The organism is Flavobacterium sp. N2038 (genome assembly GCF_025947185.1).
Classification (GTDB): Bacteria; Bacteroidota; Bacteroidia; order Flavobacteriales; family Flavobacteriaceae; genus Flavobacterium.
The window spans coordinates 253,228-266,868 of the sequence record NZ_CP110001.1 but is presented as its reverse complement, the minus strand read 5'-3'; the positions used below and the strand labels follow the sequence as shown (position 1 = coordinate 266,868).

Below are 13,641 nucleotides of genomic sequence, written 5' to 3'. Positions count from 1 at the left end.
CAAAGATTTACGCAAAGTTCGCAAAGGTTTATTCATATAGCTTTGCGAACTTTGCGTTTATGAGCGTGATGTTAGAAAAAAGACCTTGCGTGCTTTGCGGTTAAATTTCTCCTATCTTTATATTATGGAACAATCAACTTTTAAAATAGACAAATATTATATCAAGAAAGTAGATGCCGATAAAAAAAGCATTTACTGTCATCATGATATAATGGGCGAATTATTTGTTCCAACACATAAACACGAAAAAGCACAAATGCTTTATGCAGAAGGTGATGTGGTTTTTGTGACAACCGAAACAAAATCTTATTTTTTACCGGCAAGGCATTTTATCTGGATTCCGGCTGGTTTACAGCACAGTATTGAGCCAAAATCAGAACACGTGATGATGCGGAATCTATATTTTCCGGTTGAAAAAGATGAAAATGAATTCTATAAAAGTGAAGGTATTTATCCGGTCAATAATTTACTGCTTCAGATGATGCTTTTTACCAACCAATGGAATGGGGATTTGAAAAAAGGTTCTCCAAATTTTGTGATTGCAAAAGCCATAAAAGCGATTCTTCCTCAAATATGTCATACTAATTTGCCATTAGAATTGCCTCAGCCCAAAGACGCTCGTTTGGGTAAAATTTTGCGTTATATTGAGAATAATCTGGGCGAAACAATTCTGTTTGCCAATGTGGCACATGAATTTGGTTTCAGCGAGCGCTCTTTGTATCGCTTGTTCCAGAAGGATATCAGAATGTCTTTTATTCAGTATTATACCATTCGAAGAATCTTAAAAGCGATTGAACTTTTGTTAGAAAGAAAGCTTTCTGTAAAAGAGGTAGCTCAAGAAGTTGGTTATAATAGTGTTCCGACTTTTAGCAACACTTTCTTCAAGATTTTAGGACAAAGACCTTCTGATTACTTAAATGGCAAGGAGATTTTAGAACGAAAATAATTTTTTATTTCACGCAGATTCAGCAGATTTGAGCAGATTTTGCAGATAATTTTAACACATAGAAACATAGTTTTTCGTTGCGTTAAAAGGCGTTTTACTTTGTATTAATGCACATAGAGCTATGTGTAAATGATGTGTCATTTATTTTTAATCTTTTATTCAATTGAAATAAATCTATGTTTCTATGTGTTAAATAATTATTGATCTTGCGTGGCAAAAAAAAAAATATAATCTGCGTTCATCTGCTAAAATCCTTTTTGAATCTGCGTGAAAATTTCACAATTCAGATAAAATTTGTAATAAATTGTTTTTCAACGTATTAATATAACGTTTTCGGAAAGTATCATTTTAACATTTGTCCGAAATGAATATGTTATTGACTTTTTAGAATTATCAGTCAACAGAAAAATGAAGGAACTTTGCAGCATAAATTATTTAAATATTCATGTTCCTTAAAACAACAAATTCTACAGAAGATTGTTTTCCCAGAATCCTGCTGTTATTCTTAATTGTATTAGCATTCAATAGCTTACAGGCTCAGGAAGTTCATTCGGTTTCGTTAAGCGAAGCGTTGAAACTGGCTAAAGAAAACAATAAAAAGATCCTTAAATCTCATTTGGAGATTACGCTCGCTGAGCAAAACATAAAAGAAAGAAAAGAACTCCGCCTGCCAGATATCGAATTAAACGGCATGTATTCCAGAATTACGAATATTACCGAATTTAAAGGAAGCGGTTTCTTAAAAGACAAAGAAGTGACAAAGGCAATTCCTGAAATTTATGAAGTCAATTCGACTTTTAAAATGCCAATTTATGCCGGAAACAAGATTAACAATGCTATTAAAATTGCGAATCAGGAAAACGAAATTGCTAAAATAAAAACGGAAAAAACCGAGAATGATATTGAGCTGGAAGTTGTGGCAAACTATCTGGCGATTTATAAAATGATGGAACTTCAGAAGATTTTTGAAGAAAACATTAAAGAAGAAAAAAGCCGACTAAAAGAAGTTCAGTCGCTCCAAAAGCACGGAACGGTAACTAAAAATGAGGTTATTCGTGCCGAATTACAGCTTTCAGATCGTGAGCTAAATGCGCTTACAAATTCCAAAAACATAAAAATTGCGCTTCACGATCTGAAAACTTTAATTCAGATTCCGGAAAACGAAGAAATTGCAATTGATACAACTTCAAATCTGGACGAAATGAAAGGTTTGGATCCGTATGATTTTTATATGGAGAAAGCGTTGCAAAACGAAGAAATGCGTATTGCAAGTCAGGAATTAAATATAAGTAAAACAGAGTTGAAACTCGTTAAAGGAAACTATCTGCCAAGCGTTCACTTCTTCGGGAACTATGGTTTTTACTATCCGAATTATAAGTTTTTTCCACCTAATCCGTATTTGTATACTTTGGGACAAATAGGAATTGAAGCGACTTTTGATCTTTCGTCTTTGTATAAAAACAAAACCAAAATGGAGCAGGCGAGTACCAAAATCAAATGGCAGGAAATGCAGTCGGAAATTGTAAAAGAGGAAATTCAGGATCAATTGTATAAAGAGCATACGCAATATCAGGAAATCCTTGAAAAATTTGTTGTCGTTGATAAAGCTTTGGATTTAGCCAATGAAAATTACAGAATCGTAAAATTGAAATACTTAAACCAACTGGTTTTAATTACCGAAATGGTCGATGCTGATAATGCTTTGCTTCAGGCGAAATACAATAAAATTTCTACCCATCTGGATGCGGTTTTAAAACATTATGAATTGCTGCATACGGCGGGGATTATGCCTCAGAGTTAAGAGTTTTTAGAAGAAAGAGAATAGAAAAAAGAATATAGATTTTTAGTTCCGAAGGAACGATTCATATTTTAGCGCCGGATTTCAATCCGGGGAGAAATATAGGTTTTCAGTTCCTGAGGAACGATCCATATTGTAGCGTCGTCCTGATAGCTATCGGGATTAATCCGGAAAAAAAATTAGAAAGAATAGATAAAGAATATAGAGTTTATGGTTAAGATAAAAAATGAAACTAGAAGAAACAGAACGTTTCATATATTAATAACAGTTATCGCGTGTGTGCTTGTAGGGAGTGGTGTTGTTTTAGGAATTTGGTTTTATGTGTTTAACAAGAACCACGAAGAAACCAATGACGCCCAGGTGGAACAATATGTAACGCCAATTATGTCGAGAATTACAGGTTATGTACAGGAAGTTCGATTTGATGAAAATCAGTTTGTGCATAAAGGCGATACTTTGGTGGTGATTGATAACAGAGAATATCAGTCGAAATTGAATGTGGCTTTGGCCGATGTGCAGAGTGCAAAACAAAACAGTGTTGTTGCCGAGAAAAATGTAGCAAATACAGCAAGTGCAACTGCAGTTAATGAATCGCAACTAGATGCTGCAAAATCAAATCTTTGGAAAACTAAATTAGAGTACGAAAGATATATGGCTTTGGTAAAAGATGAAGCAGCAACATCTCAACAATTAGAAAAAGTAAGAGCGGATTACGAATCGGCGCAGGCGCATTTTCAGGAAATGAAAAACAGAATTCATTCGGCTACCTTAAGCACGACTGTTGCCGAGGCAAATGTTCCAACAACACAAACCAATATTGCATCGAGACAAGCCGTTGCAGATAATGCGGCATTGTTTCTTTCGTACACCGTAATTACTGCGCCTTATGATGGCTGGGTCGGAAAAAGAACTTTACAGCCGGGACAAATGGTAAAAGAAGGTCAGTCATTGCTTTCTATAGTAAGTAAAGAAAAATGGATTACAGCCAACTTTAAAGAAACACAATTGCAATATTTAACTGTTGGACAAGAAGTCGAAATCAAGGCCGATGCTATAAACGACAAAGTTTTTGTGGGAACAATTGCTTCACTGTCGCCTGCGAGTGGGGCAAGATTTTCGTTGCTTCCTCCAGATAATGCCACTGGAAACTTTGTAAAAATCGAACAGAGAATTCCGGTTAGAATTCAGTTAAAAGAACAAGACAAACAAACCGATTTTTTAAGAGCAGGAATGAACATTACGATTGTTGCTGCACATAAATAAAATGGAAGATAAAAGTATATTTAAATCCTGGGTTCCAAAATGGGCGATCATTACTATTTTGTTCGTTTGTTTACTGCATTCCATGATTTTATTGGGAGTTTATACCTCAAACGTAACCTATGCAGCAAGTTTTCTGGATATAGAGCCCGAGGATTTGCAGTTTGCAATGTGCGTAACATATGGAACTCTGCTGGCAACGATTTTAATCGAAAGTAGATTTTCGAGTTTTTTCCCTGCAAAAAATTACCTCATGGCGGTTTATTCCTTAATAGGGATTACCATTGTTGCATCTGCATATATCACCAATTTTGCTGTTTTTTTATTGATGAGAGTTGCCGAGGGAATCCTGATGGCGCTGCCGGTAATCACGATCAGACAATTGCTTATTGAACAGTTTAATTCTAAAAATGCCATAATTATAGGCTTTTCATTTTATTACGGTTCGTTGTTGTTGTCAACGCCGTTTATTATGAATATTGCTGTTTGGTTTCTCGATCATTACGACTGGAAATACATGTTGTATGTTTCGGGAGGGCTTCAGGTTCTGAACGTTTTTTTAATCTTAGTTACTTTCAGAGGGCACCGAATTACAAAGAAAATTCCGTTGTATCAAATCGACTGGATGAGTTATTTTTTGGTTTTAACAGCTATTCTTTGCGGTGCCTACTTTTTTGTTTATGCCGAGAAAAAATATTGGTTCGAATCTTCTCAAATGGTCCTGACGTTAATGATTGCCTTGATTACAGGCGGTTTATTTATCTTTAAAGAGCTTTTGGTAAAAAGACCCACTTTTGATTTTGAAGTTTTTAAATACGCCAATCTGCGAATCGGGTTTTTATTGTTTTTCCTTTTCTATATCAGCAGAGCAACGCTGAGTCTTTGTCATTCGGCGATGTTTTCGATTTGGAATTGGGATCCGTCGCGTGTCGCGGGCGTGCAATACATTAACGGATTAGGAAATGTAATCGGACTTATTTTGGCCGCTTTTTTCCTCATGAAATCTGTTTCGACCAAAGTTATTTTTATGATTGGTTTTACGCTTATTGCCATATTTCATTTCTGGTTTACGTTTCTTTTTGTGCCAGATGTAGCGCTGAGTGACATTATTATTCCATATATTTTACAAGGTATTGGAGTTGGGTTTTTATTCGTTCCGTTAATCTTGTTTACAACCTCTTCAGTTCCGGCAAAAATGGCGGTTTCTTCTGGAATTGTGGGTGTTTCAGGGCGTTTTTGGGGAAGTACAATTGGTTTTTGCGTCATGCAGAATGCGATGGTCTTTTTAAACAAAAAACACTTCCTGAAACTAAGTCAATTCGTAACAGGCGAAAATCCCGAAGCACAACAAACTATTGCTTCTACAGCACAGAGTTTTATAGCAAAAGGATATTCAGCAGATAATGCCAATACTTTGGCCTTGAAAAAAGTATTCGGAACAGTTGCTAAACAAGCCACTTTATTGGCCGATATGGAGATTTATACCATAGTAGGTTATGGTTTGGTGGTTTTGATTATTCTGATTGCGTGCAATCAGCATTTAAGGCAAACAATGACTTTGGTTAAAAGTAAAATTTGGATCGGCTAAAATGAAGATTCCAATTTTTAAATTCCAAATTCCAAAGTGGAGTGAATTTAATCTCGCAAAGTCGCAGAGTCACAAAGGTTTTTATTTTTAAAGCCACAGATTAAAAGGGTTAAAGGGATTTCTCGAATTGCCTCCTGCTTTAGCTGGAGGTTTTTTTATGTTTGAAAGGGAAAGGCTTTAGCCGAATTTCGATTTTCTATATGAAAAAAATAATTAAAGTTGAACGCATATATGTGGTCAAATGAAATAAATTTCTTACGATTTTTACGATATTTTAAATTCAGAAATTATGAACACAGATCACCTTTCAAAAGAAACAGAAAAAAGACTATTAGATTTTTTTAATAATGTTATTGATCCCAAAGATTTGGCAAAAGCGATAAGGCAATTAAATTATGTAATTGCTTTGAGTATTGTTAGAGACGAAGAAAACGGTACGATTTATTGTCAGAGAGAAAACTTAGAAAAAGGTTTTTATTGGCTGAATGAATTAGCTGAAATTTTGCATCCGTATTTGGAGGTTAAATAAGAGAAAATAGCGTTTTAAAATATCTTCATTTCGACGAAAGGAGAAATAAAAAATAGTAAACTAGCAAAAAATTGAGATGTCCATCATAATTTTTTCATACTGTACAAACTGTTGGTGCTATTGTAATCTCCTTTCGTCAAGGTGATGGATAATTACTTAAAACCAAAATTTTAATAAAAGATAAGTAGCAGTTACCGCACAGCTTGTCATTTCGACGTAAGGAGAAATCTTCACAAGTAACTCCGCAAAGGAAAACCAATCTTTGTCGAGCTTCTCACAAAGATTTCTCCTTACGTCGAAATGACAATATTATGGTTACGTTTCTTATAAATAATGTGTATGAGTAATTGATAAAATAATTTCTCATTTTACGATTTTCCGTAAAACAGTCCGTTTAAGCTAAGCTAAATTTGGTTATTATTAATTTAAATGGAAAAAGAAATGAAAAAATTATTATTGGCAGTTGTTTTGGTTTTTGGTATTAATCTTAATGCGCAAATAATGAAACGTTCCGAGGAGAGCAAGCCAGATGAGGTGATTTCTGTAAATATGGGAACTACAAAAATAAATAAGTATGGGGAAAATTATTTTTTAGATATGCCAGACCTAACTTCTGTAAGTGATAAAAGATGGAGCTATGAATTAAAGAAAACAGAAATGATAGAGATTTATGATGAAGTTTTTAAAACAATGAATAGCGCTGAATATAAAAAAGGAGAGAGTTTTATTTATAAGAATTGGAAAGGTGATTTAGTGGGAATTCTTTATGATAAAACGATGGGTACTAAAAGTATTCAGTTTGTAGTAATGCAAAACGAATCAGTGGAGCATATTGGTGGACCGCTTACCTTGAAAAATTTGCAAAAATTATTTGGAATAAATGATGTGCAAAAATAAACGTAAAACAAAAAAGCTTCTGAAAATCTTCAGAAGCTTTTTTTTGGTGCGGATAATAGGACTCGAACCTACACGCCTTGCGGCACCAGATCCTAAGTCTGGCATGTCTACCAATTTCACCATATCCGCTCAATTGTGGGTGCAAAGATAAGCATACTTTCGAATATTCAAAGAAAAATTTGAAAATTTTTTTTAATTCTCTTTTTTGTACTTTTGGGTTTCTATAAAAATAATTTAAATGGAAAATATTAAGTCCTACGTTCAACAACATAAAGATCGGTTTATCAATGAATTGATCGAATTATTAAAGATTCCGTCGGTTAGTGCCGACACTGCATACTCACAAGATGTTATCGACACAGCCGAAGCTGTAAAAGAAAGTTTATCTAAAGCAGGCTGCGATTTTGTCGAAACTTGCGACACTCCGGGTTATCCAATTATTTATGGAGAGAAAATAATCGACCCAAATCTTCCAACAGTTTTAGTTTACGGACATTATGATGTTCAGCCGCCAGATCCATTAGAATTATGGACTTCACCACCATTTGAACCTGTTATCAAAACGACAGAGATTCACCCTGACGGAGCAATCTTTGCGCGTGGAGCGTGTGACGACAAAGGTCAGATGTACATGCACGTAAAAGCACTTGAATTAATGGTACAAAGCAATACGTTGCCTTGTAACGTAAAATTCATGATCGAAGGCGAGGAAGAAGTTGGTTCTGCAAGTTTAGCCTGGTTCGTAGAACGTAATCAGGAAAAACTGAAAAACGACGTAATCCTGATTTCAGATACTGGAATGATCTCCAACCAACAACCGTCTATTACGACAGGTTTAAGAGGTTTGAGTTATGTAGAGGTTGAGGTTACGGGACCAAACCGTGATTTGCATTCTGGTTTATACGGTGGAGCAGTAGCAAACCCAATTAATATTCTGGCAAAAATGATTGCTTCTCTTCATGACGAAGACAATCATATTACGATTCCGGGATTTTACGATAAAGTTCAGGAATTATCTGCAGAAGAAAGAGCCGAAATGGCAAAAGCGCCTTTCAGCTTAGAAAAATATAAAAAAGCCTTAGACTTAAATGATGTTTATGGCGAAAAAGGATATGTAACCAACGAAAGAAACTCAATCCGTCCGACATTAGACGTAAACGGAATCTGGGGCGGTTACACTGGCGAAGGTGCTAAAACAGTTATTGCAAGTAAAGCTTTTGCTAAAATCTCGATGCGTTTGGTTCCAAACCAGGACTGGGAAGAGATTACAGAACTTTTTTCTAAACATTTTACAAGTATTGCTCCAGCGGGAGTTACGGTAAAAGTAACGCCTCATCACGGTGGACAAGGTTACGTTACACCAATTGACAGTATTGGGTATCAGGCAGCAAATAAAGCCTATACAGAAACTTTTGGAGTTCCTGCAATTCCGGTTCGTTCTGGAGGAAGTATTCCAATTGTGGCTTTGTTTGAGAAAGAATTAAAAAGCAAAACGATTTTGATGGGATTTGGTTTAGACAGTGATGCCATTCACTCACCAAACGAACACTTCGGAATCTTTAATTACTTAAAAGGAATTGAGACTATTCCATTGTTTTACAAGTATTTTGTGGAGCTTTCTAAGTAGTTTTTTTACCGCAAAGAGCGCTAAGAATTACGCAATCCCGATAGCTATCGGGAGCTAAGATTTTTTAAGTAAGATTTATAAAAGTTCGCAAGGCTTAATCATATAGCTTTGCGAACTTTGCGTTTATAAACGTAACCTTAAATAAAGACCTTGCGCTCTTTGTGGTTAAGTTTTTTTTTACCGCAAATACCGCAAAGGTTTACGCAATCCCGATAGCTATCGGGAGCTAAGATTTTTTAATAAGATTTATAGAAGTTCGCAAAGCTATGTCTGCAAAGCTTTGCGAACTTTGCGTTTATAAGCGTAACCTTAAATAAAATCCTTGCGTTCTTTGCGGTTAAGTTTTTTTTACCGCAAAGAGCGTGAAGAATTACGTAATCCCGATAGCTATCGGGAGCTAAGATTTTTTTAAAACAAGATTATAAAAGTTCGCAAAGCTACATAGATAAAGCTTTGCGAACTTTGCGTTTATAGGTGTAAGCTTAAAAAATCCTTGCGCACTTTGCGGTTGAAAAAAATAAACACAAAGAGTATAAGAAAAAAATAAGAAAAAACTTGTTCGTTTGAAATTTAGCTCTACATTTGTAGAAAAGAATCTATGATTGTAGAACAAATGAATTTGAAAAATCTATTTTTATTATTTTTTTGCGGATCAATGCTTTTGAGTTGTAAAAGCAAACCGATTAATCAAAAGATTGACAAGAAAAAAGAAGGGGTTTGGATAGATGATTATACACAGGATAATGTTAGATACAAATCGTATGAATATTATAAACACGATGAGCCGGTAAAAAAATGGAAAGCTTATATAGGCGGTAAAATCTATAAAACAGAGAAATACAAAAACGGAATTTGTATCGTAAAAAGTTACTACCAGAACGGAACATTAGAATCAAAAGGCAAAACAAAACTGGAGATTAATGGAGTTCAGACACATTGGTTTTATTTTGGAGAATGGAAATTTTATTCGGATAAAGGGAAGCTTCAAAATATTAAAACCTATGATAAAGGACAATTAATCTCGGTACAAACTATTAAATAAACCACTAACTTTTAAACTTATGAAAAAACTAATTGCTTTCTTTTTTATTTTAATAAACAGTAGCTTCCTTCAGGCGCAAACATATAAAGAATGGGTTCAAAAAGCAGATTCTTGTTACCGTGCAGAAAACTATAAAATGTCTGTTGATTATTATGAAAAAGCATTTAAAATAGAAAACAAACATTCTGAGGATTTCTACAATGCAGGATGTTCTGCAGCTTTGGCACAGGAAAGTAAAAAAGCATTTAAATGGCTGAATTTAGCAATTGATAATGGTTATGAAAGTATCGCTCACATGAAACAGGACAGCGACTTAAAGTCTTTGTATGCTGATAAAGATTGGAAGAAAACGATCAATAAGTTTCAAAAGAAAATAGATATCATGGAAGTTAATTATGATAAACCTTTGCAAAAAGAGCTTTTAGAGATTTATGCAGAAGATCAGGATATTCGTGGAGTGGCCATGAAGATTTATAAAACTGATGGCCCGGGAAGTAAAGCTTTGGATAGTATTGGTGACATTATGAACTATAAAGACAGTATAACCTTAATTAAAGTTATCAAAATATTAGATGAAAGAGGTTGGGTTGGAAAAGATGTTGTAGGTTCTCAGGCAAGTCAGGCCTTGTTTCTGGTAATCCAGCATGCCAATTTGCAGTATCAGCAAAAATATTTGCCCATGATGAGAGAGGCAGTTAAAAAAGGAAATGCAAAAGCAAGCTCGCTGGCTTTACTTGAAGACAGAGTAGCTTTACGTCAAGGAGGGAAGCAAATTTATGGAAGTCAGATTTCGAATCATCCCATAACGAAGAAGCCTTTTGTTTCTCCGCTTGAAGATCCTGATAATGTAGATAAAAGGAGAGCATCAGTCGGACTGGGAACTTTATCGGATTATCTTAAATACTGGAATGCAACCTGGGATGTTGAAGCGTATAAAAAAGAACTTCCCGAATTTGAAAAGTTGATTAATAAGGGTAAGAAGTAAAGAAGTAAAGAATAAAGAGTAAAGAATAAAGAGTAGAGAATAAAGAGTAGAGAATAAAGAGTAGGGAAAAACATAGAATCTCAAAACTTAAAAATAATTCTTATATATTTAAAATTTAATTCTGTATTTGTAGCGTATAAATCGAGTAAAGAAATAAATCACTAATTTTAAAAACTATGAGAAAAACAATTGCTTTCTTTTTTATTGTAATTAATATTGGTTTATTACAAGCTCAAAAGTATAAAGACTGGGTTAAAAAAGCAGATTCCTGTTACAGAGCAGGTAATTTTAAAATGTCTGTCAATTTTTACGAAAAAGCCTTTAAAACAGAGCAAAAATCATCGACAGATTTTTACAATGCGGGATGTTCTGCAGCCATGGCCAAAGAAAATGAAAAAGCATTTAAATGGCTGAATCTGTCCATTGATAACGGATACGAAAATATTACACACCTACAAACGGATAGTGATTTAATGTCTTTACACACAGAAAAAGAGTGGAAAATGACTATTGACAGGCTGCAAAAGAAGTTGGATATACTTGAAGTAAATTATGATAAACAGCTTCAAAAAGAACTTTTAGATATTTATGCAGAAGATCAGGGTATTCGTGGAGAATTTATGAAAATTTATAATGACCCTAATTCTAATAAAAGAAAAATTGACAGCATTGGAAAGATAATGGGTAAAAAAGACAGTATTAATCTTGTGAAGGTTGCTAAAATACTAGATGAAAAGGGCTGGCTTGGAAAAGATGTTATCGGTGTGCAGGCAAATCAGACCTTGTTTTTAGTCATTCAGCATTCTCCGCTAAAATACCAGCAAAAGTACTTGCCAATGATGAGAGAAGCGGTAAAAAAAGGTAATGCGACCTCAGGGAATTTAGCCTATTTAGAAGACAGGGTAGCATTAAGGGAAGGAAGGCCGCAAATTTACGGCAGCCAGTCGGCAAGGAATAAAATGACTAAAAAGAGTTATGTATCACCTATGATTGATCCTGATAACGTAGATAAAAGACGCGCTGAAGTTGGCCTTGGGACCATGGCTGAATATGCAGCAAAATTGAATATCGAATGGAATCTTGAGGCTTATAAAAAAGAATTGCCCGAAATAATGAAGCTTGAAAATATTAAAGAATAAAGAATAAAGAATAAAGAATAAAGAATAAAGAATAAAGAATAAAGAATAAAGAGGCATATTAACCCAATTAATCTGCGGAAAGAAAACTTAGAAACTTAGTATCTCAGAACCTTTAAAAAATGCAATTATCAAACTCAGAAGAACAATTAATGGAGCATTTATGGAAGCTTGAAAAAGCCTTCATGAAAGATTTGCTCGAAGCATATCCGGAGCCTAAACCGGCTACAACAACTGTTGCAACATTATTAAAGCGAATGATCGACAAGAAATTTGTTGCGTATAACGAATTTGGAAATTCAAGAGAATATTATCCGCTGGTTAAAAAGACGGCTTATTTTTCTAAACATGTAAATGGCCTGATTAGTAATTTCTTTAATAATTCGGCCTCGCAGTTTGCTTCTTTCTTTACCACCGAAACCAATTTATCGGCATCGGAACTGGAGGACCTTAAAAAAATAATCGATTCAGAAATTCAAAAAAAGAAAAAATGACACTCTATCTTTTAAAATCGGGAATTCTCCTTTTGGTGTTTTTTGCTGTTTATAAATTGTGGCTGGAAAACGAAAAAATGTTTCGTTTTAATCGGGCTTATTTATTAGGAAGTATGATTTTTAGTCTCATTGTTCCGTTGCAATTGTTTTCGGTCAGGACACTTTTTTCAGATCAGATTAATGTAATTCAGTTAGACGGAATTGTTATAAGGACAAATAAAGCAGTTTTAAATACAATTGATTACAATGAAATAATCCGATACTTTTTTGGTGGAATTTATATTGTTGTTGCGGCAATTTTACTCTTTCGTTTTGTATTGAATCTACTGGTTTTTTATAAAAAGATGCATAGTAGTAAAGTTGAAATTGTTACAGATCAAAAAGTGGTTTTGGTAAAAGAAGCTATTTTGCCGCATTCGTTCTGGAATGCCATTTTTATAAACGAAAAAGAGTTTGAAAACGGAAAAGTCCCATCAGAGTTAATTGCGCATGAAAAAGCACATTTAAAGCAAAAACATACTTTGGACATTCTTTTTGTTGAGGTTTTACAAATTTTATTCTGGTTCAATCCATTAATAATTTTGTATAAAAAAGCTATAAAACTGAATCATGAGTTTTTGGCAGATGAAGCTGTAAATCTGCAATTTGAATCGGTATCAACATATCAGAAATTGTTATTGAGTATTGCTTCAGATACTAATAATGTCGCTTTAGCAAGTACTATTAATTATCAAATAACAAAAAAACGCTTCCTTATGATGAGCAAAAGAGAATCACCTGTCAAAGAAGTTTTTAAAGTTTTTACTGTTGGTTTACTTTGCAGTATGCTATTGTTTGCTTTTAGTTCAGAAATGACGGCTCAGGAAGTTGTTAAAAATGAGTCTTCGGGAGATAATAGTGTTCATAAAGTTGGGGATTTAAATATAAAACAACCTGATTTTCCAGGTGGAATTATTGAGTTTTATAAATTTGTTGGACAAAATTTTAGAATTCCTGAAGAAGCTTCAAAAAGTAAAGTTGAAACAAAAATTGCAATGCAGTTTATGGTCGAAAAAGATGGAAGTTTATCTGAAATTAAAATCGTAAAAGATGCCGGATATGGAATAGGAGAAGAGGCGATGAGAATCCTGAAGCTTTCTCCAAAATGGATTCCGGGTACCCAGGACGGAAAACCGGTTAGGGTTTTGTATAGTTTGCCTATTACGATTCAAGCCGATAAATAATGAAATAAAGATCCGTTCAAATGAACGGATTTTTTTGTTGTGTTAGAGTTATAGCGTCTTTGCAACTTTGTATCTAGAAGATAAAAAATCCGCTTCTAAATAGTAGAAGCGGATAA

The 13,641-nt window shown here is 34.2% G+C and carries 12 protein-coding genes and 1 tRNA gene; 12 read left to right on the top strand and 1 reads right to left on the bottom strand.

Going from position 1 to position 13,641, the window contains the following annotated elements; translation table 11 throughout:
* The first annotated feature begins 124 nt into the window (after positions 1-124).
* From OLM51_RS01075 to OLM51_RS01050, 6 genes are all read left to right on the top strand, one after another.
* Positions 125-946: a helix-turn-helix transcriptional regulator gene (locus OLM51_RS01075; RefSeq protein WP_264552586.1), complete on the top strand. Its 822-nt coding sequence runs from the start codon at positions 125-127 to the stop codon at positions 944-946.
* Between the two features lie 445 nt (positions 947-1,391).
* A complete protein-coding gene (locus OLM51_RS01070) occupies positions 1,392-2,747 on the top strand; it encodes a TolC family protein (protein ID WP_264552585.1) in 1,356 nt (451 codons plus the stop codon).
* Positions 2,748-2,954: 207 nt separating this feature from the next.
* Positions 2,955-4,007, top strand: coding sequence for an HlyD family secretion protein (locus OLM51_RS01065; RefSeq protein WP_264552584.1), 1,053 nt, complete (start codon positions 2,955-2,957; stop codon positions 4,005-4,007).
* 1 nt (position 4,008) lies between these two features.
* Positions 4,009-5,592, top strand: coding sequence for an MFS transporter (locus OLM51_RS01060; protein ID WP_264552583.1), 1,584 nt, complete (start codon positions 4,009-4,011; stop codon positions 5,590-5,592).
* A 289-nt stretch (positions 5,593-5,881) separates the two neighbouring features.
* Entirely contained in the window at positions 5,882-6,121 is a 240-nt protein-coding gene (locus tag OLM51_RS01055; RefSeq protein WP_264552582.1) for a hypothetical protein, read from the top strand.
* A 441-nt stretch (positions 6,122-6,562) separates the two neighbouring features.
* Positions 6,563-7,018 carry a hypothetical protein gene (locus tag OLM51_RS01050; RefSeq protein ID WP_264552581.1) on the top strand — a complete coding sequence of 152 codons (456 nt, stop codon included), beginning with the start codon at positions 6,563-6,565 and terminating at the stop codon, positions 7,016-7,018.
* 44 nt (positions 7,019-7,062) lie between these two features.
* On the opposite strand, the gene OLM51_RS01045 is transcribed toward OLM51_RS01050, so the two are convergent.
* Positions 7,063-7,147, bottom strand: a tRNA-Leu gene (locus tag OLM51_RS01045).
* 109 nt (positions 7,148-7,256) lie between these two features.
* Between OLM51_RS01045 and OLM51_RS01040 the strand changes: the two genes are divergently transcribed.
* From OLM51_RS01040 to OLM51_RS01015, 6 genes are all read left to right on the top strand, one after another.
* Complete coding sequence (locus OLM51_RS01040; RefSeq protein ID WP_264552580.1) at positions 7,257-8,645, top strand: dipeptidase; 1,389 nt, start codon at positions 7,257-7,259, stop codon at positions 8,643-8,645.
* Between the two features lie 598 nt (positions 8,646-9,243).
* On the top strand, positions 9,244-9,687 hold the full coding sequence (locus OLM51_RS01035) for a hypothetical protein (RefSeq protein WP_264552579.1): 444 nt from the start codon (positions 9,244-9,246) through the stop codon (positions 9,685-9,687).
* Positions 9,688-9,706: 19 nt separating this feature from the next.
* Entirely contained in the window at positions 9,707-10,672 is a 966-nt protein-coding gene (locus OLM51_RS01030; protein WP_264552578.1) for a DUF6624 domain-containing protein, read from the top strand.
* A 176-nt stretch (positions 10,673-10,848) separates the two neighbouring features.
* Positions 10,849-11,811 (top strand): DUF6624 domain-containing protein, encoded by a 963-nt coding sequence (locus OLM51_RS01025; RefSeq protein ID WP_264552577.1) that lies wholly within the window; start codon positions 10,849-10,851, stop codon positions 11,809-11,811.
* 119 nt (positions 11,812-11,930) lie between these two features.
* Positions 11,931-12,302 carry a BlaI/MecI/CopY family transcriptional regulator gene (locus OLM51_RS01020; protein ID WP_133523417.1) on the top strand — a complete coding sequence of 124 codons (372 nt, stop codon included), beginning with the start codon at positions 11,931-11,933 and terminating at the stop codon, positions 12,300-12,302.
* Positions 12,299-13,525: a M56 family metallopeptidase gene (locus OLM51_RS01015; RefSeq protein ID WP_264552576.1), complete on the top strand. Its 1,227-nt coding sequence runs from the start codon at positions 12,299-12,301 to the stop codon at positions 13,523-13,525. The genes OLM51_RS01020 and OLM51_RS01015 overlap by 4 nt, the downstream gene beginning before the upstream one ends.
* Positions 13,526-13,641 lie beyond the last annotated feature (116 nt).